We start from the raw sequence: 26,629 nt of genomic DNA, 5'->3' as shown, positions 1-26,629 counted from the left end.
GTCTTTGATACCCCGCATCGTCCGCGGCCACCACACCTGGCCCCCGACGATCGTTCACGAGTACGTCGACACGATCAGCCGGGCGGCGTCCGCGGCGAGCTCGCGAGGGCGGGTCCCGAACATGCGCGAGAGCAGCCGCGGGGTGTCTGCGGGACCCGCTGCGGCGGCGTCGAGCAGCGCGAACGGGGCGTCCTCGCCGAACCTGCGCGCCAGCGACTCCACCGCCCACCACGACACCGCGTAGTTCACCTCGGAGTCCGCGCCGTTGAAGTCCTCATCGGCCGGCAGGCCGCGGAAGCCCGCGCCGGCGGCACCGACGGCGGAGGTCACCAGGCGGCGCTCGCCGGGCGGGATGGGCTGCACGGAGACGTACTCGGCGATCCCCTCGCTGAGCCACACCGGCGCCCGGTCGTCGCGCTCCCCCACGGCGACGTGCGCGATCTCGTGACGCACCAGCCGGTCCCGCTCGGCCCCGGCGACGTCGAGCATGCGCGGGTGCAGCACGAACCGGGTCCCCGCGAGGGTCGGGTCGTCGGGGGCCGCTGCGACCGGGAACGCCAGCCCGTCGAGGTCGCCGGGCGCGCCACCGGACGGCGCGGGCAGGGCGCGGAGGAACTCATCGCCGGAGAGCGCGTAGACGACCACCGAGCGCGACCACCCGTAGGGCACGACCGCGGCGACGTCCTCGATGCCGTCCTCCACCGCGGCGATCAGCGACGGTGCCGCCGCGACGCTGTCGGCGTCGAAGATGCCGAGCACGCCGCGCCCCGAGCGCACCACCACCGGCCCGGTGTCCCAGGGCTGCGGGCGCACCCCGGCCTCCTTCTCCCAGGCGGGGTCGGTGACCGAGTCGAGCCGGAAGGCGCCCGGGCGCCGCGCCGGGACGAACCGGAACCGGTCACGGGTGATGACCGGCACCGCGTCGTACCCCTCGAGCTGGAGGTGCAGCGCGACCGTGAGCCAGTAGCCGTCGTCCTCGCGCACCAGGTCGGAGCGATCGAAGGTGTAGCGGTAGTCGGCGAGCGGGAGCTGGCGCAGGTTCTCGAAGTGGGTGGTCTGCTGCTCGCGCAGCCGCGGGCGCGGCGCGAGCTGGCGCAGGAAGGCCTGCCGGTCCCCGCGTCGTACGGCGCCCGCGCGGCGCTCCAGAACCTGCGAGAGCCCCGCCACCACGTCGGCGGGGACCGGGCCGCGCCCGGCGGGCCCCTCGGGGTCGTCGCCGCCCAAGGAGCAGCCCGACAGCAGCCCCCCGGTCAGGAGGAGCGGCAGCAGGAGGTGAGCGAGGCGCTGGAGTCGCTCAGCTGGGACGATCGGCATCTACCGGTGAACGATCCGCGACCCCCGAGGTCATGGTGTCACCGGTGGTCCCGGTCTGGGTCGACATGTCCTCGACGATGCCGCGGGCGATCGCCTGGGCGGTGAGGCCGATCCGCTCGAGGATCGCCGCCCGCTTGGCGTGGGCGAGGAACTCCTGGGGGATGCCGTGGAGGCGGAACGGCGTGCTCACGCCGGCGTCGTTGAGGGTCTGCAGGATCGTGGCGCCGACGCCGCCGACGCGGCCGTTGTCCTCGATGCTGACCACGAGGCGGTGCTCGCGGGCCAGGTCGACGATCGCGGGGTCGACGGGCTTGACCCAGCGCGGATCGACGACCGTCACGCCGATGCCCTGCGCGGTGAGGCGCTCGGCGACGTCGACGGCGGTCTCGGCCATCGCCCCGACCGCGACGACCAGGACGTCCTTGGTGCCGGAGCGCACGAGCACGTCGCAGCCGCCGGCCTTGCCGACCGCCTCGATGTCCGCCGGCGGCGGGCCCTTGGGGAAGCGCAGCACGGTGGGCGCGTCGTCGACCTCCACGGCCTCCTCGAGCAGCTCGCGCAGGCGCTGGGCGTCGCGGGGCGCCGCCAGGCGCAGGCCCGGGACGACCTGGAGGAACGACATGTCCCACATGCCGTTGTGGCTCGCGCCGTCGTCGCCGGTCACCCCGGCGCGGTCGAGCACGAACGTGACCCCGCAGCGGTGCAGCGCGACGTCCATCAGCACCTGGTCGAAGGCGCGGTTGAGGAAGGTCGCGTAGACCGCCACGACGGGGTGCAGCCCACCCATCGCGAGGCCGGCCGCCGAGGTCGCAGCGTGCTGCTCGGCGATGCCGACGTCGAAGGTGCGCTCGGGGAAGCGGGCCTGGAACTTGTCGAGCCCGACCGGGTGCATCATCGCCGCGGTGATCGCGACGACGTCCTTGCGGCGCTGGCCGAGGTGGACCATCTCCTCGGCGAAGACGTCGGTCCAGATCCGGCCGCGTGCGCGCTCCTCGCCGGTCTCGATGTCGAAGGGCTGGGGGCTGTGGAACTGGTCGGCCTCGTGCCGCTCGGCGGCGTCGTAGCCGAACCCCTTGCGGGTGATCGCGTGCACGATGACCGGCCCGCCGAAGCGCTTGGCCTGGGTCAGCGCCTGCTCCATGGCCGCCCGGTCGTGGCCGTCGACGGGCCCGACGTACTTGAGCCCGAGGTCCTCGAAGAGGCCCTGCGGGGCGAGCGCGTCCTTGAGGCCCTTCTTCATCGCGTGCAGCGCGTCGTACGTCGCGGGGCCGACGCCGGGAACGGCGTTGAGGCGCTTCTTCACCGCGTCGAGCACCTGCTCGTAGCGCGGGTTGGTGCGCAGCGTGGTGAGCGCGTTGGCGAGGCCGCCGATGGTGGGGGTGTAGGAACGGCCGTTGTCGTTGACGACGATCACCAGACGCGAGTCGCGGGCGATCGCGATGTTGTTGAGCGCCTCCCAGGCCATGCCGCCGGTGAGGGCGCCGTCGCCGATGACCGCGACGACGTGGCGGTCCTCGCCGCGGATCGCGTAGGCCTTGGCGATGCCGTCGGCATAGCTGAGGGCCGTGGAGGCATGGGAGTTCTCGACCAGGTCGTGCTCGGACTCCGCCTGGCTCGGGTAGCCCGACATCCCGCCCTCGGTGCGCAGGCTGGCGAACTCACCGGCGCGGCCGGTCAGCAGCTTGTGCACGTAGGACTGGTGGCCGGTGTCGAGCACCACCCGGTCGTGCGGGGAGTCGAAGACCCGGTGGATCGCGAGCGTCAGCTCGACGACGCCCAGGTTGGGGCCGAGGTGGCCGCCGCTGAGCGAGGTGGTGCGCACCATGAGGTCGCGGACCTCCGTGGCGAGTGCCGCGAGCTGGTCGTCGGAGAGGCCACGCAGATCGCGCGGACCCGTGATCGACTGGAGGAGACCCATGCCCGTCACAATAGATGGTGCCCACGAGCGGGCCGTGATCGCTGGGCGGGATCCTTGGCGGGATCAGGCACGCAGGGCGGCGTACTCCGGGGAGTCCAAGAACTCCGGCACGATCCGGCTCGCCGACGCGGTGAGCGGCAGCGCGCGAGCCCGGTCCGGCTCCACGAACACGATCTGGCGGCCCTCGCCGAGCACGACGTCGACGTCCTCCGCCTCCGTCGCGCCGGCGTAGACGTGCACGGCGTCCACGGAGTCGTAGGCGCGGTGGTAGACCTCGAACGTGCGCCAGGCGCGCAGGCCCGGGGGTGCCAGGACGATCCCCGTCTCCTCGGCCAGCTCGCGGTACGCCGCCGCCTCGACCTCCTCCCCCGGGTCGACGTGCCCGCCGGGCAGCCCCCACCGCTCGGGATCGATCAGCGCGTGCTCGTCCCGCTCCTGCATCAGCAGCCGGCCCGCAGGGTCGACCAGGAGGACACAGGCGAAACGGCGCATGGCGCCGAATGTAGTGGGGCGGTGCCGGCCGGGCCGGTCGAGACCCACTCCCCGTCGGCGCTGCCGCCGTGCTGGCGTTCGCACAGGAGCAACGAGCTGCCGTCCAGCGGGGCGAGGTGCTGATCCTGGAGGCCGCCCTGGGGTGGGCGGCGATGCCCTCGAGCTCGCGCACCGCCTCCCGCGGATCTTCAAGCGCGTCCGCGCCGGCGAGGTCCCCGCTTGGAAGGCCCGCCGCATCGCGCAGCTCACCACCGCGCTGCCGCTGGCCGGCGTCGAGTTCGTGGACCGTCAGCTCGCCGCAGGCGTGGACAAGGTCGGATGGGCCGCGATCGGGCGCCTCGTCGACCGAGCCAAGGTCATGTTCGACCCCGAGGGCGCGGAGAAGCAGCGCCGCGAGGCCGCTGATGGGCGACGCTTCGACGTCCACACCCGCGACGGCACCGTCCACGTCGAAGGGGTCCTCGACCTCGCCGACGCGATCGACCTGGACACCGCGATCCGCCAGGGAGCCGAGGAGCTGGCGACCCTGGGGTCCCCGGAGTCCCTCGACGTGCGTCGCTCGATGGCCGCCGGGGAGCTCGCCCGACGCCAGCTCGCCTTCGACCTCCGTGCCGAGACGGGTGCATGTGGCGACGGCACTGCGTCGGTGGTGAAGCCGCGACAGGTCGTCATCCACGTCCACCTCAGCGACGCCGCGACCTACCTCTGGCGCTCGCCCCACGGGCTGCACCTGGTCAAGAACCGTGGCGGGACAAGGCTCGTCACCGCCCACCCACCCGATGAGTAGGTAGGACGCTCCGGCGACTCAACGGGCGGCACCCGGCTCGGGTGAGGACCGCCATTCGCGCCTGATCAACCCGTAGACCCATGAGTCGGACACCTCACCGTTCACGAGGCAGTCCTCCCGCAGCGTCCCCTCGCGCACGAAGCCGAGCTTCTCCAGCACCCGGGCGGATGCGAGGTTGCGCGTATCGGTCTCGGCCTGGACGCGATTCAGGTCCAGCGTGTCGAACGCCCACCGCAGCAGCTCGCGCGCGGCCTCGGTGGCGAACCCGTGGCCCCAGGCTGCCTCGTTGAAGCAGTAGCCCAGCGAGGTGCTCCGATGCTCCGAGCTCCACGGGTTCAGGCTGCACCACCCGATGAACGCTCCGTCGGAGACCCGCTCGACGACCGGGCGCACCCCGGTTCCCTTCACGGCCATCTGTCGGGAGGTGGTGATGAACCGGTCGGCGCGAACCCGCTCGCTCCACGGCGGGGCGTCCCAGTACCGCAGCGCATGGGCGTTGCTGTGCAGCGTGAAGAGGTCGTCGGCATCCGCGTCGTCGACGGGACGCAGTCGAAGCCGAGCAGTGCGCAAGGTGGGGGTCTGCAGCGACATGGCCGGCAGGTCCTTTCCCGTGAGGCGTGCCTGACCAACCTGACACCGGTGTCGAGCCGGGGCAACCGACGCCGTCGCGCGCGGAGAATCCCGGCACCGGTACGACGCCGTGAGGTCGCCCAGTCCGCGGTGGGTGAGCCGCGGGTCGGTGGCGGCCTCGCCAGCCCCGAGCTCGACGGCGACCTCGGAGGGCCGCTCGTCGGGGAAGTGCCACGTGAAGGCGAGCCGGTGCGGGGCGTCCTGCACGAGGGCGCGGGAGCGGCAGCAAGCGGGTCGCGATCGTCCGAGTGCTCGCCAACGACCTGGCGGTGCTGCTGATGGACGAGCCCTTCGGTGCGCTCGACGCCCTGGAGAAGCGGATCTCCGAGCGGGTGCACACCGGCGTCCACTGAGTCGGCCGTGGCATGCGGCGCCCTGGCGCTGCATGCCACGCTGGCGTGATGTGCCTCCGCCCGGTCAGGGGAGCTGCAGCTCCTTGAGCTGGCGTCGGGAGGTGATGCCGAGCTTGCGGAAGATGTTGCGCAGGTGGGCCTCGATCGTGCGCGGGCTGAGGAACAGCTGCGCGCCGATCTCCCGTGAGGTCGCCCCGGTGGCCACGAACCGCGCGATGTGGAGCTCCTGAGCGGTGAGCGCGTCGGTCGGCTGCTCGGTCCGGCTGCGCGGGTGCTCGCCGGTGGCACGCAGCTCGCGGGCGGCGCGCTCGGCGAACGCGTCCGCGCCCATCGCCTTCAGCATCTCGTGGGCGGTGCGGAGCTGCTCGCGGGCCTCGTGGCGTCGGCGCTCGCGGCGCAGCCACTCGCCGTAGACGAGGTGGGCGCGGGCGAGGTAGGCGGCGATCCGGCAGCCCCGGAGCCGCTCGATCGCCTCGCGATAGTGCTTTTCGGCAGCGGGCCCGGAGCTGACCAGGGCGCGGGCGTATGCCGCCAGCCCCAACCCGTACGGCGTCGCGCTGGCGCGCGCCCGCCGCTCGAGCAGGTCGGCCGCGGCGGCGGCCCGCTCCGGCTGTCCGGCACGCGACGCGGCCTCGACGAGCTCGGGGAGGGCCAGGCTGCTGAACGCCACGTCGTGCTCACACGGCGGCGTCGCCGCGGCGAGGGCGTCCGGGTAGTTGCCCAGGCCGTTGTGGAGCGTTGCAAGCATGGCGTGGGCGAGGTCGATCTTGGTGCTCTCGCCGCGCTCCGTCGCCTCCTCGACCATGGTCGCGTAGAGCTCCACGGTCTCCCGCTCCCGACCGCCCCAGGCGGAGAGCATCAGCCGGGCGTTGAGCAGCGGCGGGGCGCCCGTCGCCTCCGTGATCGTCGCCTCCTCGGCGGCCAGCTCGGCGGCCCGGGCGACCTCCCCGCGCAGCACCAGCACGTAGGTCACCCCGTTGAGCGCGGCGGGGAGGGTGGCCAGGGCGCCGGCCTCGCGGGCGAGGCGGACCCCGCGGCAGGCCACCGAGTAGAGGGCCTCGTCGTCCCACAGCATCGCCGCGACGTGGCAGGCCAGCCAGAGCCAGCGGCGATCGCCGTCGCCCGCTGGGGAGTCCCGGTCGGTGAGCGCCGCGAGGGCTCGCTGCAAGGTCGGGACGCTCGCCTCGAAGCCGTCGGTGAACCTGGTGGCCAGGCCATCCAGCAGCAGGTCCGCAGGCCCCGGCGGACCCGACGGCGGCGGGGCGTGGTGGGCGGCCTTCGCCGCCTCCGGCAACCCGCGTCCGCGAGCCAGCCGACCGGCGTGGATCGCCGCGTCGAGCGCGTGCAGGTAGGTCTCGCGGGCGAGCGCCGGGTCCAGGAGCGCGAGCGTCTCGGCGGCGTCCAGCAGCAACCCCGGTACGTCGCCCCCGCGCGTGGTGTGGAACGCGATCTGGGCGCGCAGCAGCGCCATCCGGGCTGCCTGCAGGTCGTCCACCGGGCCGGTCGCCGCGGCGGCCAGCAGGTCCAGGGCGACGTCGGAGGCACCCGCCTCGTGCTTGGCCTGCGCCGCCTCCAACGCCCGCCGGGCCCGGTCGGCCGGGTCGGGGGTCAGCTCGACCGCCCGCTGCAGGAAGGCCGCAGCGGCGGCCGACCCGCCGCGGGCCCGGGCTCGCGCGGCCGAGCGTTCCAGGTCAGCAGCGGCCGCCTCGTCGACCCCGAGCACCGCCTGCGCACGGTGCCAGGCCCGGCGATCGGGGTCGACCGCTGGATCGGTCGCCCCGGCCAGCGCGCCGTGGGCGCGGCGACGGTCGGCCGCGTGGGCTGCCCGGTACACCGCCGAGCGCACCAGGGGGTGCCGGAACCGCACCTGCGTGCCGAGCTCCAGCAGGCCTGCCGCCTCGGCGGGAGCGTGGGCGTCGCTCGCGATGCCCAGCGACTCCGTCGCTCGGCTCAGCAGGGCCATCTCGCCGGTCGGCTCGGCCGCTGCGACCAGGAGGAACAGCTGCGTCTCCGCCGGGAGGCTGCTGGAACGTCGCTGGAAGCTCGCCTCGATGCGGTGCGGGACGTCGAGCGCGTCGGGCAGCTCGAACCCGCCGGCGAGCCTCGCCGGTTGCGCACTGCGAGGCAGCTCCAGGAGCGCCAGCGGGTTGCCGCGCGCCTCTGCCACGATCCGGTCCCGGACGGCATCGTCGAGGGGTGTCCGCACGGCGGCGGTCAGCAGCGCCCGCGCGTCGGTCTCACCGAGCGGAGCCAGGCGCAGGTCGGGGATCCCGGAGAACGGGAGGAGGTCTCCCTCCTCGCAGTCGCGTACGGCGAACATCAGCGCCAGCCGTTCGGCTGCCACCCGCCGGGACACGAAGGCCAGCACCTGCGCGGACGCCGGGTCCAGCCACTGCGCGTCGTCGACCAGACACAGGAGACCCCGCTCCTCGGCGACCTCGGCCAGCAGGTTGAGGACGGCCAGCCCGACCAGGAACCGGTCCGGCGCGGGGCCGCCCCGGAGACCGAATGCGACCTCCAGGGCCGCCTGCTGCGGCTCGGGCAGCACCTCCACGCGGTCCAGCAGCAGTCCGCACAGCTGGTGCAGGCCAGCGAAGGCGAACTGTGCCTCCGACTGCACCCCGGTCAGGGACCCGACCCGGAACCCCCACCGATCCCCGGTGTCCCGGGCGTGCGCCAGCACCGCGGTCTTGCCGATGCCGGCCTCACCGCGCACGACCAGGGCGCCGCTGCGCCCCTCGCGCGCCCGGGCGAGCAGGTCCTCGACGGCCGCGCTCTCCGCTCGCCGACCCACCAGGTCGGTCATCTCGGCCCCCCTCCGCCGGCCCCCACCCTCCGGACCGCACCGGGCGGATGGCCGGGGAGGTCACTTTCCCCGATCCCGGCGACAACCGCCAGCCCCCTGTCCAGCCCGTGACCAGCGTCCAGCCGGAGCGACCACCTAGACGCAGCACGGTGAGGGCGGCCGGGCACCTACGGGGCTCTCACCGATGCGACCCCGCCGCAGCCACCGCAGTCTGAGGACATCGCCCGCTCCGGGCTCCCGACGCAAGGGGAACCTCCATGTCCGCCAGTCCTGTCATCGACGTCGATCACCTGACCGTCACCTACGGCGACTTCCGCGCCGTCCACGACCTGTCGTTCCGGGTGGAGCGCGGCGAGCTCTACGCGCTGCTCGGCACGAACGGTGCCGGCAAGACCTCCACCCTGGAGGTCGTCGAGGGCCACCGCCCGGCCGCCTCCGGCACGGTGCGGATCTTCGGCGCGAGCCCGCAGGACCGGCGCGTCGTACGGCCGCGGATGGGCATCATGCTGCAGGAGAGCGGCTTCTCCCCCGACCTGACGGTACGCGAGTCCGTGGGCCTGATCGGGGCGCTGAGCGGACGACGCGACGACGTCGACCGGGTGCTCGCCATCGCCGGCCTGACCCACAAGGCGGGCACCCGGGTCGCGCACCTGTCCGGTGGGGAGAGGCGGCGCCTGGACTTCGCCACCGTCGTGTACGGCGGGCCCGAGCTGGTCATCCTCGACGAGCCCACCACAGGGCTGGACGTGCAGTCCCGCGACGCGCTGTGGTCCGCGGTGGACCGGCTCCGCGAGGACGGGGCCACGATCGTGCTGACCACCCACTACCTGGAGGAGGCACAGGAGCGCGCCGACCGGATCGGGCTGATGCACGAGGGAACGCTGCGGCGCGAGGGCACGGTGCTCGAGCTGACCCAGACCCTGCCCTCGGTGATCACCTTCGCCCTGCCGCCCGGCGCGCCCGAGCCCCCGATCGTGGGCGCGCTCAACGGTGCCTTCCACGTCGAGACGTTCAACCTCCAGACCGACCTGCACCGGCTGCTCGGCTGGGCCCACGACAGCGGTGTCGAGCTGCGCGGCCTGGAAGCCGGCCCCACCCGCCTCGACGACGTCTTCCGTGCCCTCAGCCGAGCCTGATCCCGACCACCCGTCACCTCGAAAGGAGGCGCGCTCATGCTGGTCATAGCACGCAGCGAGCTCGCCCAGATCTTCCGCAACCGCCTCGTCCTGGTCACGGGCCTCATCATCCCGGTCGCCGTCGGCGCACTGTTCCTCTATCGGCACGACGACTTCTCCGAGAGTGCCGGGACCGGCTACATCGCGGCGATCGTGGTGTTCACGGTGATGGCCTTCGGGCTCTACACCACGGCCGTGACGACCCTCGCCTCGCGCCGGCAGAACCTCTTCCTCAAGCGGCTGCGCTCCACCGCCGCGACCGACCGCGACATCCTCAGCGGGCTGGTCGCGCCGGTGGTCGCCATCGCCGTGCTCCAGGTGGTGGCGATGCTGGCCGTGCTCGGCGCGGTCGCGAGCCGTCCGGCGCGCCTGCCGATCCTCGCGGTCGCGGTCCTCGCGATCACCGCCATGATGGTCGGCCTGGCCCTGGCCACCGCGGGGCTCACCAACTCCCCCGAGCACGCCCAGGTGACCACGCTGCCCGTGAGCCTGCTGGTGATCGCGGTGGCGAGCTGGGTGGGGCTCACCGGCACCGAGGACCTCACCGTCCTCAAGCGAGCGCTGCCCGGGGGGTCGGCCACCGAGCTGATCGCCCAGGCCTGGAGCGGCAGCGAGCCGCTCGGCGACTCCCTGCGACTGCTCGCGCCCACGCTCGGGTGGGTCATTGCGACGACGGCGCTGGCGCGGCGGCTGTTCCGCTGGGAGCCGAGCCGATGAGCCTCCCGTCGCGCGACGTACTCCTGGGCCCCACACCGCGGATCCTGCACGGGCGCTACGAGGTGGGCGAGGTCATCGGTCGAGGCGGCATGGCCGAGGTACGTCGCGGCCACGACCTCCGCTCAGGTCGCACCGTCGCGATCAAGATGCTGCGCAAGGACCTGGCCCGGGACGCTCAGCTCCATCACCGGCTCCGCCGCGAGGCGCTGACCCTGGCCGGCCTCAGCCATCCCGCGATCGTGTCGGTCTACGACACCGGGCACCACCGGATCGACGACGGCTCGGCGGACGGGATCCGCGTCCCGTTCATCGTGATGGAGCACATCGGCGGCCGGTCGCTGAAGGAGCTGCTGCGCGAGGGTCGGCCCACCCTCGCGGTCTCGATCCGGCACCAGCTGGGTCTCCTCGCGGCGCTGGACGCCAGCCACCGAGCGGGCGTCGTCCACCGCGACATCAAGCCGGCCAACGTCATGATCACCCCCGAGGGCTCGGTCAAGGTCGTGGACTTCGGGATCGCCCGGGACGGTCGCGATCCGACCGCGACCATCACCCAGTTCCGGCCGTCCCTCGGGACCCCTGTCTACCTCTCGCCCGAACAGGCGCGCGGTGAGACCGCGGACGCGCGCAGCGACCTCTACTCCGCGGGCTGCCTGCTCTTCGAGCTGGTGACCGGCCGGCCACCCTTCGTCGGCGACGACCCGGTCTCCGTCGCCTACCAGCACGTCCACGAGGAACCGGCACCAGCCAGCACCTACCGCCCCGACCTCCCCGCTGCGCTCGATCCCGTGCTCGCGAAGGCCCTCGCCAAGGACCCGTCGGATCGGTTCCAGCACGCCCGAGCGTTCAGCGAGGCGCTCCGGTCGGCGACGCGCCGACGCGGGGCAGTCACGCAGCTGGCCGACAGCAGTCCATGGGAACGCTGTGCCTAGAGACGTCGCCGTCTTGCCCGGCACGGGCGGACGGCGGGGCAACGGAGCCCCACCCGGTGCGGACGCGCGTCCGCACCCACCACAGAAGAGGAACGAGATCATGGGACACATCACCGTCGGCAACGAGAACAGCACCCCGATCGAGCTCTACTACGAGGATCAGGGCGCGGGGCAGCCCGTCGTCCTCATCCACGGCTATCCGCTGGACGGTCACAGCTGGGAGCGTCAGACCCGGGAGCTGCTCGCTGCCGGGTACCGCGTCATCACCTACGACCGTCGTGGCTTCGGGCAGTCGGCCAAGGTGGGCTCCGGCTATGACTACGACACCTTCGCCGACGATCTGCACACCCTGCTCGAGACCCTCGACCTGCGTGACGTCGTCCTGGTCGGCTTCTCGATGGGCACCGGCGAGCTCGCCCGCTACGTGTCGCGACACGGCCACGAGCGGGTCGCGAAGCTCGCCTTCCTCGCCTCACTGGAGCCGTTCCTCGTCGCCCGCGAGGACGACCCCGACGGTGTGCCGCAGGACGTCTTCGACGGGATCGAGGCCGCAGCCAGGGGCGACCGGTACGCCTGGTTCACGCAGTTCTTCTCGGACTTCTACAACCTCGAGGCGAACCTCGGCTCCCGGATCAGCCAGGAGGCCGTCGACGCCAGCTGGCACGTCGCCGTCTCGAGTGCTCCGGTGGCGGCATACGCCGTCGTCTCGTCGTGGATCGAGGACTTCCGCGCCGACGTCGAGGCGGTCCGCGCCAGCGGGAAGCCGAGCCTCATCCTGCACGGCACCGCCGACAACATCCTGCCCATCGACGCCACCGCCCGCCGCTTCCACAAGGCCCTCCCCGAGGCCGACTACGTGGAGGTCGAGGACGCCCCGCACGGCCTGCTCTGGACCCACGCCGAGGAGGTCAACAGCGCGCTGCGCGCCTTCCTCGAGTGAGCCGACCACGGGGGGACGGGTCAGGCCGCGGCGCCCTCGCGCGCCTCGGCCACCCGCTCGCGCACCTCCTCGGCGAGCGTGGCGAAGTGGCGCAGCCCGCCCTCGTCGTCGCCCATCACGATGAACGTGCTCACGCCGTCCGCGACGGCGAGGCGCACCAGCTCCTCGGCCCCCGTGTCGGGACTGATGTTGAGCAGCCGCACCACCTCCGCGGGGTCCCGGCCGGCGTCGCGGGCCGCCTCGTCGATCACCCGCATGCCGCGCTCGAGGTCCCCGGCTCTCAGGTACGGCATCGAGGGCAGCCAGCCGTCGGCGGCGCGGCCGATCAGGCGCAGCATCCGCGGCTTGAGGGCGCCGAGCCAGATCGGTACGTCGTGCGCCGGCGCGGGGCCTCGCTTGGCCCCGCGGACCCGGTGGTGCGCGCCATCGACGGCGAGGACCGACCGCTCGGAGGTGTCCCAGACCCCGCGGATGATCGCGATCGCCTCCGCCAGGGCGTCCACCGCCTCGCCGGGGGTCAGCCGGGTCCCGCCGTACGCCTCGATCGCGTCCCAGAACCCGCCGGCGCCCAGGCCGAGCGCGACGCGACCACCGGAGAGCAGGTCGAGGCTGGCCACCGACTTCGCCAGCACGGCCGGCGGGCGCAGCGGCAGGTTGACCACGTTGCCGGAGAGCTGGATCCGCTCGGTCCGCGCGGCGGCGTACGACATCAGCGTCCAGGTGTCGAGGAACGACGGCTGGTAGGGATGGTCCTGGAAGGTGGCGAGGTCGTAGCCGAGCTCCTCGCTGAGGACGGCGAGCTCGACGCCGCGCTGGGGCGAGGCGGCGGTCGGCGTGATGAAGGATCCGAAGCGCACGGGGTGTCCGTAGTCGGGCATGTCAGCTGTGCTCGTGCTCGGGGGCCGCCGGGGCGTCGCCTCGGCGCGGGGCGTTGAAGAGCAGGTCGCGGTACTCCGGGTGGCGGCGCAGCCACCCGAGGACGAAGGGGCAGACCACCAGCGCCTTGAGCCCGCGCTCGCGGATGTCGTCGAGCGCGGCGCGGGCCAGCACGCCGCCGATCCCCCGACCCTCGAACGACGGCTCGACCTCGGTGTGGGTCAGCACCACCAGCTCGTTCGTCTCCTGGTAGGCGAGGAACCCGGCGAGCGTCTCCCCCTCGACGAGGGCCTCGTAGCGCTGGTGAGCAGGACTGTTGGTCACGGTGACGTCGGTGGACTCGGTGGACATGGTGTCGGCCTTTCGGTGGTGGGTGCCTGTGGATCAGCGCGTCGCCCGGCTCAGGCAGGGCGAGCACCTTGAGCCTCCCGCCGCCGGCGCTGCCTTCGCATCGGTGAAGATCCCGCATTGCTCACCGGGGCCTCACCCGGTCGGCCCCACGTGCCACGCTGGCGCCGTGACCGCCCGCCTCGCCGCCCTGCTGCTCACACTGGCGCTCGCCGTCACGACCGTGCCGGCGCACGCCACGAGCGACCCGGACGACCGGAACCCCGCTGTCACCGGCTACGCCCTGGAGAGCACGCCCCCGCGGGTCATCGCGCGCAACGCCGACGGCCTCACCACGGTCACTGTCGTCGCCAGCCTGCTGCACCCCTCCGGTCGCCGCGTGAGTACGCCGGGGGCCCGGCCGCGGCGACTGCTGGCCGCCGCGCACCGCTCCGGCCTGCGCGCCGAGCTGCTGCTCAGCGGCTGGAACGACCGCCTCGGGGACTTCGACCCCCGCGCCGCGCACCGGCTGCTGTCCTCTCCCCCGCGGATCCGCCGGGTCGCCGGCCAGCTGGCCCGCGCGGTGCGCAGCCAGGGCTGGGACGGGGTCAACCTCGACCTGGAGCGGCTGCGCCGCGCGGACGGCCCCGGGCTGGTGCGCCTGGCCACCGAGCTCCAGCGCCGGATGCCCGCCGAGCGCACCGTGTCCATCGACGTCTCCGCGCGCACCTCGCTGCGGGCCTACCGCCAGGCCGGCTACCGGCTGCGCGAGCTCGGCGAGGTCGTGGACCTGGTGCAGCTGATGGCCTACGACCAGCACGGACCGAGCTGGTCGGGTCCCGGACCGATCGGCGCCCTGCGCTGGCAGCGTGCCGCGCTGCGCGCCGCGCTCCGCGTCGTACCGGCCGACCGGCTCGACCTCGGGGTCGCGGGCTACGGCTACACCTGGCCGCGCGCCGGCACCGGCCGCAGCGTCACCGTCGCCGGTGCCCGACGGCTGGTACGCCGCGACGGCGCGGTCGCGCGCTGGCGTCCCGCGGCCGGCGAGTGGAGCGCCCGGCTCTCCGACGGCACCCGGCTGTGGTGGTCGGACCGCCGCTCCTACGCCGCGCGCGTCCGCCTCGCCGAGGAGCACGGGCTGCACGGCCTCGCGGTGTGGCGCCTCGGCTCCGCCGACCGGCTCATCCGGCCCCTCATCCGGCCAGGAAGCTGAGCCGCACCTCGCGCTCGGGGTTGTCGACGTTGAGATCGACCAGGCACACGCTCTGCCAGGTGCCGAGCGCCAGGCGCCCGTCGAGCACCGGCACCGTCGCGTACGGCGGGACCAGCGCCGGCATCACGTGGGAGCGCCCGTGCCCGGGGCTGCCGTGGCGGTGCCGCCAACGGTCGTCGGCGGGCAGCAGGTCGCGCAGCGCCGCGAGCAGGTCGTCGTCGCTGCCGGCACCGGTCTCGAGGATCGCGATCCCCGCCGTGGCGTGCGGCACGAACACGTGCAGCAGCCCGTCGCCGCGACCCGCCACGAACGACGCGCAGTCCTCGGTCAGGTCGAGCACGCGCTCGCGGTCGCCGGTGCGGTACGTCGTCGTCTGCGAGTCCATGCCCCGATGCTAGGGGCCGTCGGGGACAGCGCTCAGACCTGCGAGCCGGCGCCGGCGTACGGGCCCGGGTCGGGGTCCGACAGCCCGCCTGCGCACGAGGCGAACGGCTCCGGCGCCGTCTCGCCGGCCCCGAACCGGGCGATGAAGAGCGGGAGCCGCGGGTCGTCGGCGCCCTCGAGCCGCAGCTGGCGGCCCCAGACCGTGACGACGACCGGAGCGTCCAGCCCCGGGTAGGGCGACATGATGCCGTTGGCCGGCAGCAGGTCGGCCAGGCGCGCGCGGTCGGGTGCGGGGAGGTCGGGATCGTGGGTGATCCACACCGTGCCGTGCTCGAGGTCGTGGGCGACGTTCTCCTCGCGCACCGGCACGTCGTAGACCCCGCAGTCCAGCCAGGCGGGGTCGTGCGGCCCGCCGAGCGTCGGGGAGTGGTCGTAGTCGACGTCGTCGGTACGGTGCTCCGCCGACAGCTCGTCGACGACCAGCACGGCCGCCAGCGAGGGCGGCTCCTCGTCCTCGCCCAGTGCGAGCGGGACGAGCACGGCGGCCAGCACGAGGGCGACCGCCACCGCGAGGGCCACGAGGAGCGCCAGCACCTCCGGGCGCCGCGACGGCGCCGTTCCCGCGGTTGCGGCTGCCGCCGGCTCCGGGGCCGGTCCGCCCGGCGGCTGCGGCTGGTGCGTGGGGAGCGGCGGGTACGGCGGCTGGTGCGTCATCAGCCCTCGAGCGCGCGCTCGACGCGCTCGACCTTGGCGGTGAGCTGGCCGTCGTAGCCGGGGCGGATGTCGGCCTTGAGCACCAGGCCCACGCGCGGGGAGACCTCGGCGACCACGTCGACGGCCCGCTTGACGACGGCCATCACCTCGTCCCACTCACCCTCGATGTTGGTGAACATCGCGTTGGTCTCGTGCGGCAGCCCGGACTCGCGGACCACACGGACCGCGGCGGCGACCGCCTCGGAGACGCCTCCGGTGTCATCGGCGGCGGACGGGCTGATGCTGAACGCGACGATCATGGGCGCAGCGTATCGACGTGCTCCTCGCGGTGGTCCGGCACCAGCGTGCGCAGCCGCGCCAGGCCGTCGCGGGCCTGGGACTTCACGGTGCCCACGGAGATGCCCAGCGTCTCGGCGGTCTGGCGCTCGGTGAGGTCCTCGTAGTAGCGCAGCACCACGACCGCGCGCTGCCGCGGGGCAAGCGAGAGCAGCGCCCGGCGCAGCATCTCCCGCTCGGCCAGGTCGTGCGCGGGAGCGGCGACCTCGGGCGGCTCGGCGGCGCCGACCTCGCGCCAGCGGCGGCGCCGCCAGCGCGACACGCTCTCGCGCGCCAGCGCCCGCCGCACGTAGGGCTCGGGGCGCTCGCTGATCCGGTGCCAGTGCGGCACCACCTTGACCAGCACCACCTGCACCAGGTCCTCGGCGTCCTCGTGGGCGCCGGTCAGCAGGTACGCCGTACGCAGCAGTGCCGCGCGCCGCGCGGCCACGAACTCCTCGAAACCCGCGCGGTCAGGGCTGGACACGTCGCCTCCAGACGAGGATGCCGGCACCGGCCGCGACGACGGCACCGCCGCTGAGGCCGACCACGGCCCGGGGGTCCATCGGGTCCGGCGGCTCCACCGCCTCGACGATCGGACCGCCGAGCAGGTCGAGGGCGAACTGCGGGCTGTTGGCCAGATCCGGTGGCACCACCACCAGGTCGCGCTGCTCCCCCGTCGCGACGTCGGTCTCGACGACGGTCACGTGGTACATCCCGACTTCGTCGCGGTCGTGGCGCAGCACCACGACCTGCTCCTCGTCGCTCCAGGCGAGCACCTCGAGCGTGCGCCTGCTGCCCGGCACCGACTCGAACGCCGCGCGTGCGTCGCCGCTCAGTTCTGCCACGGCCAGCTGGTTCGGGGCCCGATTGCCCGGGACCCCGGCGATGCGGGTGCGGTCGGGGCTGACGCGGGGAGGGACGAACGAACCCCGGTCGGTCCGCAGCCGCTGCGGTTGACGTGGCCGGGAGGGATCGACCAGCCAGCGGCCGGCGTTCCGTCCCGACCCGCTCATCACCACGACCCCGCCCCCGCCGCCCCACACGTGACCGTCGACGAGCGGCGAGCCGAGGTCCCGCAGCTCGTCCCCGACACGCAGCACCTGCCACGGTGCCGTCCGGCTCATCGAAACGTCCATGTCCGTGTCGTCCTCGCCGCCCTGCCACTGCCCGTAGGACACCAGCAGGGTCGACGGGTCGGTCCACACCAGGCCCTCCCCGTCCAGCCCATGCTCGGTCGCGATGTCGTACCGCTCAACCTCGTCGGAGGTGGCGTCGTAGACCACGACCGCCGTGACCGGCGCGTCACTGTCGTTCGGGGTGCCGCTCGGCTCACCCGTGGCCCAGTAGGCCACGTGCCGCCCGTCCGGCGACAGCACCGCACCGGGCGGGGCGTAGAGGTCCGGCAGGTCCAGGAACCGGTACTCCCCCGTGGTCGCGGAGACCCCGACGATCTCCATCTCGGCGCCGGTCCAGCCGCCCCGGTCCGCAGGGATGATCGCGGCCAGCTGCCCGACCGGACCCGCCTCCTCGGTGCCCGGCAGCCAGGGACTCGGCACGAACAGCTCGTCGGGCATCGCCGCCGGCGCGGAGGCTGGCGCGAGCTCGGCGGGCGGCGCCGCACGCTGCCAGCTCACCGCGCCCACCGCCACGACCGCGAGCACACCCAGCGCCGCGACGACCGCCGTACCTCCTCGGCGCAGCCGGGCGTAGCGGCGACCGCGGTCCCACAGCGCGGGCTCGGGCAAAGCGCCCGGGGCCTCCTCGGCCAGGTCGCGCAGCCGCGCGCCCCACGGCTCGCCCTGCCGCTCGGTCGTGCTCATCGGGTCCTCCTCGAGACGCTCACACCCTCACCCACGCCGCGAGGGACCCGGAAGGAGGGGTCCGGGTGCCGGAAACCTGCGGGGAAATGCGAGACGGCCCGCCTCCCTCGCGGGAGACGGGCCGTCGTCGGTGGTGCGGGGGCTCCGGGGAGCCGGCAGATCAGGCCTTGCGCAGGTTGCGCAGGACGTACTGCATGATGCCGCCGTTGCGGTAGTAGTTCGCCTCACCGGGGGTGTCGATGCGGACGACCGCGTCGAACTCGACGTCGCCGGCCTTGACCTTGACGGTCTTCGGCGTGCGGCCCTCGTTGAGCTCGGCGATGCCGGTGAAGGAGAACTCCTCCTCGCCGGTGAGACCCAGCGACTCGGCGCTCTGGCCCTCGGGGAACTGCAGCGGGATGACGCCCATGCCGATCAGGTTCGAGCGGTGGATGCGCTCGTAGGACTCGGCGATGACGGCCTTGACGCCCAGCAGCGAGGTGCCCTTGGCGGCCCAGTCGCGCGAGGAGCCGGAGCCGTACTCCTTGCCCGCGAGGACGACCAGCGGGATGCCCGCGGCGATGTAGTTCTCCGAGGCCTCGTAGACCGAGGTGACCTCGCCACCGGCGGTGAAGTCACGCGTGACGCCACCCTCGGTGCCCGGCGCCAGCTGGTTGCGCAGGCGGATGTTGGCGAAGGTGCCGCGGATCATGACCTCGTGGTTGCCACGGCGCGAGCCGTAGGAGTTGAAGTCACGCTGCTCCACGCCGTTCTCGGCCAGGTAGCGGCCCGCCGGGGAGTCCTTCTTGATCGCACCGGCCGGGGAGATGTGGTCGGTGGTGACCGAGTCGCCGAGCTTGAGCAGCACGCGGGCACCGGTGATGTCGGTGACCGGGGCCGGCTCGTCGGGCATGCCGTCGAAGTACGGGGGCTTGCGGACGTACGTCGACTGCGGGTCCCACTCGAAGGTCTTGCCCTCCGGGGTGGGCAGCGAGCGCCAGCGCTCGTCGCCGGCGAAGACGTCGGCGTAGGAGGCGTCGAACATGTCCGAGTCGATCGCGCCCCGGATGGTCTCCTCGACCTCGGCCGGCGAGGGCCAGATGTCCTTGAGGAAGACGTCGTTGCCCTCGGTGTCCTTGCCGAGCGAGTCGGTGAACAGGTCGACGTCCATCGAGCCGGCCAGCGCGTAGGCGACGACCAGCGGCGGGGAGGCCAGGTAGTTCATCTTGATGTCCGGGTTGATCCGGCCCTCGAAGTTGCGGTTGCCCGAGAGCACCGAGACGACCGCGAGGTCCTTCTCGTTGACCGCGGCGGAGACCTCGGGGATCAGCGGGCCCGAGTTGCCGATGCAGGTCACGCAGCCGTAGCCGACGAGGTTGAACCCGAGCTTGTCGAGGTACGGCGTGAGGCCGGCCTTCTCGTAGTAGTCGCTGACGACCTTCGAGCCGGGGGCGAGCGTGGTCTTGACCCACGGCTTGCGCACGAGGCCCTTCTCCACGGCCTTCTTGGCCAGCAGGGCCGCACCGATCATCACCGAGGGGTTCGAGGTGTTGGTGCACGAGGTGATCGAGGCGATCGTCACCGCGCCGTGGTCGAGCGTGAACGTCGTGCCGTCCTCGAGGGTCACCTCGACGGGGTCGCTGCGGCGACCACGGTCCTTCGGCGCGGCCGAGAGGTGGTCGCTCGGCGGGGCGGACTGGCCGTGACCGTTGCTGGTCGCCGGGTCGGAGGCCGGGAAGGTCTCGGCGACGGACTCGTCGTAGCCGTTCTCCTCCTCGCCCTCGACGTAGTCGCGCAGCGAGGCGCGGAACGACTGCTTGGCGTCGGTGACCTGGATGCGGTCCTGGGGACGCTTCGGGCCGGCGATCGAGGGGACCACGGTGCTCAGGTCGAGCTCGAGCTTCTCGGAGTAGCGGGGCTCGGCGGCCGGGTCGTGCCACAGGCCCTGGGCCTTGGCGTAGGACTCGACGAGCGCGAGCTGCTCCTCGGAGCGGCCGGTGAGGCGCAGGTAGTTGACGGTCTCCTCGTCGATCGGGAAGACCGCGATCGTGGAGCCGAACTCCGGGCTCATGTTGCCGATGGTGGCGCGGTTGGCCAGCGGCAGCACGGAGACGCCGGGGCCGTAGAACTCGACGAACTTGCCGACGACGCCGTGCTTGCGCAGCATCTCGGTGATCGTGAGCACCAGGTCGGTGGCGGTCGAGCCCTCGGGCAGGTCGCCGGAGAGCTTGAAGCCGACGACGCGCGGAATCAGCATGGAGACCGGCTGGCCGAGCATGGCCGCCTCGGCCTCGATGCCGCCGACGCCCCAGCCGACCACGCCGATGCCGTTGACCATCGTGGTGTGGGAGTCGGTGCCGACGCAGGTGTCGGGGTAGGCGATGCCGTCGCGGACCATGACCACGCGGGCGAGGTGCTCGATGTTGACCTGGTGCACGATGCCGGTGCCCGGGGGGACGACCTTGAAGTCGTCGAAGGCACCCTGGCCCCAGCGCAGGAACTGGTAGCGCTCGCGGTTGCGCTCGTACTCGATCTCGACGTTGCGCTCGAACGCCTCGGGGGTGCCGAAGACGTCGGCGATGACGGAGTGGTCGATGACCATCTCGGCCGGCGCGAGCGGGTTGATCTTGGTCGGGTCGCCGCCCAGGTCGGCCATCGCCTCACGCATGGTGGCGAGGTCGACGACGCAGGGGACGCCGGTGAAGTCCTGCATGATCACGCGCGCGGGCGTGAACTGGATCTCCTTGTCGGGCTGGGCGCTCGCGTCCCACCCGGCGAGCGCCCGGATGTCGTCGGCGGTGATGTCCGCGCCGTCCTCGGTACGCAGCAGGTTCTCCAGCAGCACCTTGAGGCTGAACGGGAGGGAGTCGACGTCGAGGCCGTCACCCTTCACCGCGTCGAGACGGAAGATCTCGTAGGACTTCCCGTCCACGTCCAAGGTGCTCTTGGCACCGAAGCTGTCCTGACTGGCCACAGCCAACATCTCCTCGTCGAACGTTGCGAAATAAAGCGTTGCCATCTTGCCGCGCAGCGGGACTGGCCGAAAAGCAAGGTCTGCCTTACTCGGCCCGACCGTCCCTGCCCGGGCGTCCAGCAGAATGTCTTGACATCAAGATACACGACGTCGAGGGGAAACCCGAACGGCGCGGGCCGGCGCGCGTCGGCCAGGTGCCCACCGACGCGCTCCGAGCCAGGCGGCCCGGCCGCGCCGAGTCGTCAGCCTGTCTTCGCCTTGCCAGCCCCTGATTGCGACCGGCCGCGTTTCAAGCGCGCCCAATCCGCGCCTGGGAGAAACAGGCTCGCGACAGGCTCCCGTCAGCGACATCCGAAGCGCTCGAGGACCTCGTCGACCACCCTCAGGGGCCACCACGGGGACGCCACGTACCGTCCGATGCCTTCGTCACCGAACTCCCCCGCTTCGTGGCGCTTGCGGAACTCCTCGACGTCCATGCGGAGCCAGTGAGCGAAGACGTCCCAACCGATACGGCGCTCAAGCTGATGAACCGTCAAGGCTCGAGGCGCCTGGAACGGAACGGGAAACGCGATCTCCGGAAGGAGATTGAGCGCGGGGAGTAGCTCGGGAGTGAGAGCACGGGCAGCAAAGCTGACGGCCTGAGCTCGAAGGTCCATAAGTTCGTCGATGCCCACCTTGAGCTCGAGGGTCACCGGCTCAGATTGCGCCAGGTGGCCGATCACCCAGGCATGGCCAGCGACATCTTGTGCCCATGCGTAGGGATCGGGGTGTGTGGAGTACTTCACTCGCCAAACGGCCCACAGGGCCTCTCGCAGGTGCTCCGGCGCGTTCTGAGCCCAGGTCGATTCGACTTTCTCCCGGTTGGGCGTGAAGGACACCCTGCTGCCCCGGTCGGACTCACTGACTAGGTACGACGAGTGCACCTTGAGGTTCTCCATCAGGCTCGACACCGCGACTCCGTGCCGTTCGCTGACATCGAGAAGCACCGCGTCGATGTCGGGTGCCTTGAACCCCTCTTTAAGGATCGCTTCCGCTGCTACGGCGGTGGTCCCGTGGTACAGGCTGATCTGGGCGGCATGTGTCACCGAGGGGTCCTCAACTTCTGTTAGAACTCGCTGGAGCCCGCCGCCACAGGCGGCGGCCATGGCTCAAAGTCGTCATGCTTCCGGACACTCGAGAGTTCCCAGGGGCCGTTCGGCAGGCGCCAGGCGTGAAGCCGGCGTGCCGAGGGGGTGTTGACCTGGAGCGCGAGCCGCCAACATACGGCGCCGTCCTCCCGCTGGTGAACGAGGGCGTCTCCCCGGGGACGATGCGGAGTCGGTGTATGTCTCGCCACGCACTGCTCTCGGCGAGCCCTGGGATCAGTTCCATTGCGATGCCTTCGAGGAACTTGGTGATCTCCACGATTACCAGCACCACGGCGGTGATCGGCGGCCGCCCTAAGCTCGAAGTGGCCGCTGACCTGGGGCGTTGCCGCCTAGGCCGCTGATCGCGCCGGCCCGTGTCTGCGGCACTTTGCGAATCAAAGCGAGCCCAAGCCGAGCCTCGCACAACCCGCCTACGACGATCGCAAACGTCCGCTGTCTCTCCCCAGTGCCCAGCCCCGCTTTCACGAGATCAGCAGTTGTCGTTTCGCCTTGTACGACGGATCGACCACCACGTGATGGAGCGGGCGCTTTGCGCCCTGGTAAATTTGGACGGCTTCGAAGAGCGTCGCCCGCGCTCCGGGGACCGTGCCGAGCGCGTCCCGCTCCGCCACGGTACGGGCAGCGAACCACAGGCGATGTCGGGAGGCACCGACCAGCCGTAGGGCACCGACGGCGGCTCGCGCAGCAGCTGGCGCCTCACCGGGAATCCCGTCCTGCACGTCGGCGAGGATCGCCGGGTACGCATCTAGCAGCGGGTCCTCGAAACCGAATACGTCAAGGTCGGAGGTCTGTTCCCGTCTTACGTCGACGTAGCGACTGCTGTTGCGCCACCGAATCGTTGTGATAGCGCCTCTAGAGGCTGCTTTCGCCTGCCTGGCCAAGGAATCGCCGAACGGCCCCTTAGTTGCGTCACGATGGGTCGAGGGTCCGACGACGGTCAGGATCGGACCGTTCATCTCGACAGTGATCGCCTCCCAGCCCTCGCCGAAAGTAGCGGCCAGTTCACCCGATGCGACCAGGTCCCCGGCCCAGAGCCTCCGCAATCGCACGGCGATAGCCGCCGGTGTGAGTTGGACGGTCACGACGGACTCCCCATCACGACTTCGGAATGGGGCCTGACCCCGGTTCTTGGACACGCTGAATCCAGCACCTGCTGGGAAGCGAGATGATCCAGGAATCATGGCCAGGAAGAACTACTCCGAGGAGTTCCGTCGTCAGGCCGTTGACTTGTACGAGTCCACCCCGGGCGCCACGGTCCGCGGCATCGCTGAGGACCTCGGCATCGTGCGCGGCACGTTGCGGCACTGGCTCGAGATCTACGGGACCGGCAAGAAGACCGCTGCTGACGGGACGTTGACCTCCACCCAGTTGCAGTCCAAGCCGATGGCCAGCTCATCACCACCGGCCGGTGAGACACCGGAGCAGAAGATCGCCCGGCTCGAGGCCGAGAACGCGGCGCTGCGGGCCGAGACGACCAAGCTGACCACAGAGCGGGAGATCCTCCAACGGGCGGCCAAGTATTTCGCCGGGGAGACGCGCTGGTGAGTCGCTTCCAGTTCGTCGCCGACAACTCCGCCACCTACCCGGTGAAGCGACTGTGCGAGCTCGTCGAGATCGAGCGCTCGTCCTACTACGCCTGGCTCAAGGCTGCCCCGGCACGCGAGGAGCGGGCTCGGGCTGATGTCGAGCTCGCGACGCGGATCAGGGCCGTGCATGCCAAGGACAGCACCCAGGGGGCGCCGCGGATCACCGCCGAGCTCAACGACAGTGCGCCAGCCGGTGAGCGGGTGAACCACAAGCGCGTCGCGCGGGTGATGCGGCTGGAGGGCATCCGTGGCTACGTGAAGAAGCGGCGGGTGCGGACCACGATCCCCGAGCCGTCAGGGCAGAAGTACCCGGATCTGCTCCAGCGGGACTTCACAGCCAAGACCCCGAACCGGCGCTACGTCGGGGACATCACCTACCTGCCGCTCGCGGACGGGACGAACCTGTACCTGGCGACCGTGATCGACTGCTACTCCCGTCGGCTGGCCGGGTGGGCGATCGCTGACCACATGCGCACCGAGCTCGTCGAGGACGCCCTCAAGGCTGCCGCCGCAACCCGGGGCAGCCTCAAGGGCGCGATCTTTCACAGCGACCACGGGTCGGTCTACTGCTCGAAGGCGTACGCCAAGCTCTGCAGGAAGCTCGGCGTCACCCAGTCGATGGGTGCGGTCGGCTCGTCGGCCGACAACGCGCTCGCGGAGTCGTTCAACGCCACTATGAAGCGCGAGGTCCTCCAAGACGCCGCCTGCTGGAACGGCGAACTGACGTGCCGCAGGCAGGTCTTCAGGTGGCTCGTCCGCTACAACACGAAGCGACGCCACTCCTGGTGCCGCTACACCTCGCCGGTCGCCTACGAGACCGGCTACACCGCTACGCTGCCCACGGCTGCGTAATCACACCCCGTGTCCAAGATCCGCGGGTAAGACCCCTCTGCAGAGAAGCGCGAGGGGTTCACTCCGGCACGATCGGTTCCTGCTTGAGGATCTCGATGGGAACGTCGACGACCTCTTGAAAGATGCGCTCCAGTTCGTCCGACCCATGCTGGTCCAGCGTTGCTGGGCTTACACCGACCTGCAACCCAGAGTCGTCAGGCTGTGCGATCACCGAGACGATCTCGGGGATCTCGTTGCGGCGGCTAGCGTCGAGCAACTCGGATCCTTTGGCCCTCAACTCCGAGGGGTTGTAGGTAGCCGGGGTGGGGATCACCGTCGATGAGGAAGATGCAGCTGACGGTCCGGCTCCTGGGTCTGGTGATCGCATCGCCTGCCATGCAACGGGCAGTGCCACGACAGCGGCCGCAGCGGCTCCTGCGACGACGGGCATCCATCGGTGGTGACGTCGACGGAACTCTGGCGGACGGTCGCTCCCGGGCGCGGGCAGCGACTCGGGTACGTCCCGCGCGCGGGCATGGAGCATCTCTTGGATCTCAGATTCGAGGTTCACGGTTGGTGTCCTTCTTCCCCATAGTTTGCGTGGAGGGTGCATGGCTGTCGAAGTCCCAGTGCGTTCTCATCTCCGCAAGGCCTCTGGCGAGGTGGCTGCGCGCGGTGGAGGGTGAGCAGACCAGCACGTCGGCGATCGCAGCATCGGTCCAGTCCAGGTAGTACCGCAGCACCAGCGCGCACCTTTGGTTCGGCTTCAAACGCCGCAACGCCCGCCACAACTGGTCTCTGCTTGCTATCGCTTCCTGGTTGTCCTGCTGCTGAGCCTCACGGTCCGGATGTTGGAGCCTGGGGACTAGCCGTCTCATCATCTCGGCCCGGCGATACTGGGTGACGTAGTGGTTGTGAATCGCGCGCATCGCGTATCGGTCGAGGTGCTCGACCGCGCTCAACGAGCTGCCTCGCTTGGCGAGCGAAAGGAACGCCTCCTGAACGAGGTCTTGGGCATCGTCGATGTTGCCGCACAACAGGTACGCATAACGCAGCAGGCCGGGCTCGGATGCAGAGCGCAACTCATCCAGGGCGCGGCAGACGTCGTCCTCCATGCGGATCCTCATACCCTTCCGACGATCGAGCAGCCATCGCCGTTGCAGTGCTCGGGTTCAACGTCGACCTTGCGAAGCTGTTCGATCGTCGCCGGCGGTCACGTGGGGCCACTTCTGGCCGTCAGAGTGGGGCCAATCTCGCTTGACATACCCAGCGAACGGATCGTCGCGTTCAACGCCACGCTGAAACGCGAGGTCCTCCAAGACGCCGCCTGCTGGACCGACGAGCTGACCTGCCGCCGACAGCTCTTCAAGTGGCTGACGCGCTACAACACCAAGCGACGCCATTCCTGGTGCCGCTACCAATCACCAGTCGCCTACGAGAACAGCTACTCCGCTACGCTGCCGACCGCTGCGTAATCACACCCCGTGTCCAAGATCCGGGGGTAGGGCCCAATCCTCGAAAAAGGCTGACCGACCAGTGCCCTGGGACATCGAATGCGACTCGCTCCGATCTGTCTCTGGCCGCTCCACAAGCTCAACACCCGCGAACAAGACACGCAAGCGGGCGTTTTCCAACTGGACGTGGTAACTCGTGCGGCCGCGCTTCACGACAACCCCCACGGAACCATTGTGGATCCCTGGGACGACAAGCCGAACATGCGCGCCGACAGGCAGCAGGGTCGTGGTACGTCCGGCGCGAAGATTCTCGAGCTGCCGGACGTAGTTCGGGTGCATCGTCGCGGGACGGCCACGGAACGTCCATTCGTAGAGCGATTCAACTGAGAATCGATCGCTACACCGCCTGCACGAAGAAACAACTTCAGGTCGCTTGTGCTGCTCGCGAGTGTGGCCGGCCGGGCATGTCCCAACCCAGTCTCCCTCCACCCGCGGGGCGTCCTCATCGACGCAGCGCGCCCCACTACACCCGATCGCGATTGCTTTGGCACGCCAGACCTCGTCGTGACCATGCTTCGTCCCGACGAGTGCGTGTGCGATCTCATGCAGGATGGTGTCGACAACCTCCGCTTCGTCATGCAGCCGCGTGAGCGGCTCGCTCAGACTAATCACACGGGTTGCTTCCCGGCACTGGCCTGCGCGCCGCTTGGCGCGGTCGAACTCGATCTGCCAACCTGCGAGCCCATGCTGCACGACGAGGGCCTGGGCTCGACTGTATGCGTCAACAAGATTCACGCGATTGAAGGTATCGGCAGCCACCGACATTTACCTGCAGTTGGCCAGTTCGGGCACCAGTATGCAACTGTGCCCCGCCGCATTGGCGAATCCGCGTGCCTTCGACGACGTACGCGCGAATCGCAGCGGCCATGGGACGAATGGCTCCA

General features: G+C 71.3%; 25 protein-coding genes and 1 pseudogene. 8 read left to right on the top strand and 18 right to left on the bottom strand.

What is annotated here, in order from left to right; all coding sequences use genetic code 11:
* Nucleotides 1-54: 54 nt before the first annotated feature.
* The 3 genes from HBO46_RS08270 to HBO46_RS08260 form a co-directional block, all read right to left on the bottom strand.
* Entirely contained in the window at nucleotides 55-1,314 is a 1,260-nt protein-coding gene (locus HBO46_RS08270; RefSeq protein WP_166139865.1) for a gluzincin family metallopeptidase, read from the bottom strand.
* Nucleotides 1,295-3,232 carry a 1-deoxy-D-xylulose-5-phosphate synthase gene (gene dxs, locus HBO46_RS08265; RefSeq protein ID WP_166139864.1) on the bottom strand — a complete coding sequence of 646 codons (1,938 nt, stop codon included), beginning with the start codon at nucleotides 3,230-3,232 and terminating at the stop codon, nucleotides 1,295-1,297. Before dxs ends, HBO46_RS08270 begins: the two co-directional genes overlap by 20 nt.
* Nucleotides 3,233-3,295: 63 nt before the next feature.
* Nucleotides 3,296-3,724 carry an NUDIX domain-containing protein gene (locus tag HBO46_RS08260; protein ID WP_166139863.1) on the bottom strand — a complete coding sequence of 143 codons (429 nt, stop codon included), beginning with the start codon at nucleotides 3,722-3,724 and terminating at the stop codon, nucleotides 3,296-3,298.
* Nucleotides 3,725-3,866: 142 nt separating this feature from the next.
* Here HBO46_RS08260 and HBO46_RS08255 point away from each other — a divergent pair, with 142 nt between their 5' ends.
* Entirely contained in the window at nucleotides 3,867-4,511 is a 645-nt protein-coding gene (locus tag HBO46_RS08255; RefSeq protein WP_166139862.1) for a DUF222 domain-containing protein, read from the top strand.
* Between the two features lie 18 nt (nucleotides 4,512-4,529).
* On the opposite strand, the gene HBO46_RS08250 is transcribed toward HBO46_RS08255, so the two are convergent.
* Nucleotides 4,530-5,102, bottom strand: a complete 573-nt coding sequence (locus HBO46_RS08250; RefSeq protein WP_166139861.1) for a GNAT family N-acetyltransferase — start codon at nucleotides 5,100-5,102, stop codon at nucleotides 4,530-4,532.
* Nucleotides 5,103-5,558: 456 nt separating this feature from the next.
* On the bottom strand, nucleotides 5,559-8,300 hold the full coding sequence (locus HBO46_RS08240; RefSeq protein ID WP_166139860.1) for an ATP-binding protein: 2,742 nt from the start codon (nucleotides 8,298-8,300) through the stop codon (nucleotides 5,559-5,561).
* Between the two features lie 257 nt (nucleotides 8,301-8,557).
* Between HBO46_RS08240 and HBO46_RS08235 the strand changes: the two genes are divergently transcribed.
* From HBO46_RS08235 to HBO46_RS08220, 4 genes are all read left to right on the top strand, one after another.
* The gene (locus HBO46_RS08235) at nucleotides 8,558-9,436 is read left to right on the top strand and encodes an ABC transporter ATP-binding protein (protein ID WP_166139859.1); all 879 of its coding nucleotides are present in this window, start codon (nucleotides 8,558-8,560) and stop codon (nucleotides 9,434-9,436) included.
* Between the two features lie 36 nt (nucleotides 9,437-9,472).
* The gene (locus HBO46_RS08230) at nucleotides 9,473-10,192 is read left to right on the top strand and encodes an ABC transporter permease (protein WP_166139858.1); all 720 of its coding nucleotides are present in this window, start codon (nucleotides 9,473-9,475) and stop codon (nucleotides 10,190-10,192) included.
* Entirely contained in the window at nucleotides 10,189-11,121 is a 933-nt protein-coding gene (locus tag HBO46_RS08225; protein ID WP_166139857.1) for a protein kinase domain-containing protein, read from the top strand. Before HBO46_RS08230 ends, HBO46_RS08225 begins: the two co-directional genes overlap by 4 nt.
* Nucleotides 11,122-11,221: 100 nt before the next feature.
* The gene (locus HBO46_RS08220; RefSeq protein ID WP_166139856.1) at nucleotides 11,222-12,061 is read left to right on the top strand and encodes an alpha/beta fold hydrolase; all 840 of its coding nucleotides are present in this window, start codon (nucleotides 11,222-11,224) and stop codon (nucleotides 12,059-12,061) included.
* A gap of 20 nt (nucleotides 12,062-12,081) precedes the next feature.
* Here HBO46_RS08220 and HBO46_RS08215 read toward each other — a convergent pair whose 3' ends face one another.
* Both HBO46_RS08215 and HBO46_RS08210 read right to left on the bottom strand, forming a co-directional pair.
* The gene (locus tag HBO46_RS08215) at nucleotides 12,082-12,939 is read right to left on the bottom strand and encodes an LLM class flavin-dependent oxidoreductase (RefSeq protein WP_166139855.1); all 858 of its coding nucleotides are present in this window, start codon (nucleotides 12,937-12,939) and stop codon (nucleotides 12,082-12,084) included.
* A gap of 1 nt (nucleotide 12,940) precedes the next feature.
* The gene (locus tag HBO46_RS08210; RefSeq protein ID WP_166139854.1) at nucleotides 12,941-13,288 is read right to left on the bottom strand and encodes a GNAT family N-acetyltransferase; all 348 of its coding nucleotides are present in this window, start codon (nucleotides 13,286-13,288) and stop codon (nucleotides 12,941-12,943) included.
* Nucleotides 13,289-13,454: 166 nt separating this feature from the next.
* On the opposite strand from HBO46_RS08210, the gene HBO46_RS08205 reads away from it, so the two are divergent.
* Entirely contained in the window at nucleotides 13,455-14,477 is a 1,023-nt protein-coding gene (locus tag HBO46_RS08205; RefSeq protein WP_166139853.1) for a glycosyl hydrolase family 18 protein, read from the top strand.
* On the opposite strand, the gene HBO46_RS08200 is transcribed toward HBO46_RS08205, so the two are convergent.
* The 8 genes from HBO46_RS08200 to HBO46_RS08165 form a co-directional block, all read right to left on the bottom strand.
* Complete coding sequence (locus HBO46_RS08200; protein WP_153322932.1) at nucleotides 14,458-14,862, bottom strand: secondary thiamine-phosphate synthase enzyme YjbQ; 405 nt, start codon at nucleotides 14,860-14,862, stop codon at nucleotides 14,458-14,460. The two genes, HBO46_RS08205 and HBO46_RS08200, sit on opposite strands and share 20 nt — an antisense overlap.
* A gap of 32 nt (nucleotides 14,863-14,894) precedes the next feature.
* Nucleotides 14,895-15,575, bottom strand: coding sequence for a DUF3105 domain-containing protein (locus HBO46_RS08195; protein ID WP_166139852.1), 681 nt, complete (start codon nucleotides 15,573-15,575; stop codon nucleotides 14,895-14,897).
* Nucleotides 15,575-15,874 carry a thiamine-binding protein gene (locus tag HBO46_RS08190; protein ID WP_166139851.1) on the bottom strand — a complete coding sequence of 100 codons (300 nt, stop codon included), beginning with the start codon at nucleotides 15,872-15,874 and terminating at the stop codon, nucleotides 15,575-15,577. The genes HBO46_RS08195 and HBO46_RS08190 overlap by 1 nt, the downstream gene beginning before the upstream one ends.
* Nucleotides 15,871-16,377, bottom strand: coding sequence for a SigE family RNA polymerase sigma factor (locus tag HBO46_RS08185; protein ID WP_153322929.1), 507 nt, complete (start codon nucleotides 16,375-16,377; stop codon nucleotides 15,871-15,873). The genes HBO46_RS08190 and HBO46_RS08185 overlap by 4 nt, the downstream gene beginning before the upstream one ends.
* Complete coding sequence (locus tag HBO46_RS08180; protein WP_166139850.1) at nucleotides 16,364-17,713, bottom strand: hypothetical protein; 1,350 nt, start codon at nucleotides 17,711-17,713, stop codon at nucleotides 16,364-16,366. The genes HBO46_RS08185 and HBO46_RS08180 overlap by 14 nt, the downstream gene beginning before the upstream one ends.
* Nucleotides 17,714-17,873: 160 nt before the next feature.
* Entirely contained in the window at nucleotides 17,874-20,675 is a 2,802-nt protein-coding gene (locus HBO46_RS08175) for an aconitate hydratase (RefSeq protein ID WP_317983897.1), read from the bottom strand.
* 332 nt (nucleotides 20,676-21,007) lie between these two features.
* Nucleotides 21,008-21,751, bottom strand: a complete 744-nt coding sequence (locus HBO46_RS08170; protein WP_166139848.1) for a hypothetical protein — start codon at nucleotides 21,749-21,751, stop codon at nucleotides 21,008-21,010.
* A 524-nt stretch (nucleotides 21,752-22,275) separates the two neighbouring features.
* Nucleotides 22,276-22,896: a hypothetical protein gene (locus HBO46_RS08165; protein ID WP_166139847.1), complete on the bottom strand. Its 621-nt coding sequence runs from the start codon at nucleotides 22,894-22,896 to the stop codon at nucleotides 22,276-22,278.
* Nucleotides 22,897-22,993: 97 nt separating this feature from the next.
* Here HBO46_RS08165 and HBO46_RS08160 point away from each other — a divergent pair.
* Nucleotides 22,994-24,252, top strand: a protein-coding gene (locus HBO46_RS08160; RefSeq protein WP_166139951.1) for an IS3 family transposase whose coding sequence is annotated in 2 segments (ribosomal slippage) — nucleotides 22,994-23,339 and nucleotides 23,339-24,252 — 1,260 coding nt in all. Because the reading frame shifts where the segments join, the coding sequence is not laid out codon by codon here.
* Between the two features lie 58 nt (nucleotides 24,253-24,310).
* Here HBO46_RS08160 and HBO46_RS08155 read toward each other — a convergent pair.
* The gene (locus tag HBO46_RS08155) at nucleotides 24,311-24,565 is read right to left on the bottom strand and encodes a hypothetical protein (RefSeq protein WP_166139846.1); all 255 of its coding nucleotides are present in this window, start codon (nucleotides 24,563-24,565) and stop codon (nucleotides 24,311-24,313) included.
* Nucleotides 24,566-24,785: 220 nt separating this feature from the next.
* A complete protein-coding gene (locus tag HBO46_RS08150; protein WP_166139845.1) occupies nucleotides 24,786-25,346 on the bottom strand; it encodes an RNA polymerase sigma factor in 561 nt (186 codons plus the stop codon).
* Between the two features lie 168 nt (nucleotides 25,347-25,514).
* Here HBO46_RS08150 and HBO46_RS08145 point away from each other — a divergent pair.
* Nucleotides 25,515-25,706 (top strand): annotated as a pseudogene (locus tag HBO46_RS08145) (integrase core domain-containing protein); the annotation flags it as partial.
* Here HBO46_RS08145 and HBO46_RS08140 read toward each other — a convergent pair.
* A complete protein-coding gene (locus HBO46_RS08140) occupies nucleotides 25,707-26,510 on the bottom strand; it encodes a SprT-like domain-containing protein (RefSeq protein ID WP_224769444.1) in 804 nt (267 codons plus the stop codon).
* Between the last annotated feature and the right edge of the window lie 119 nt (nucleotides 26,511-26,629).

Source organism: Nocardioides ochotonae (assembly GCF_011420305.2).
GTDB classification, from domain to species: domain Bacteria; phylum Actinomycetota; class Actinomycetes; order Propionibacteriales; family Nocardioidaceae; genus Nocardioides; species Nocardioides ochotonae.
This window is presented reverse-complemented; position numbering and strand designations above follow the sequence as displayed.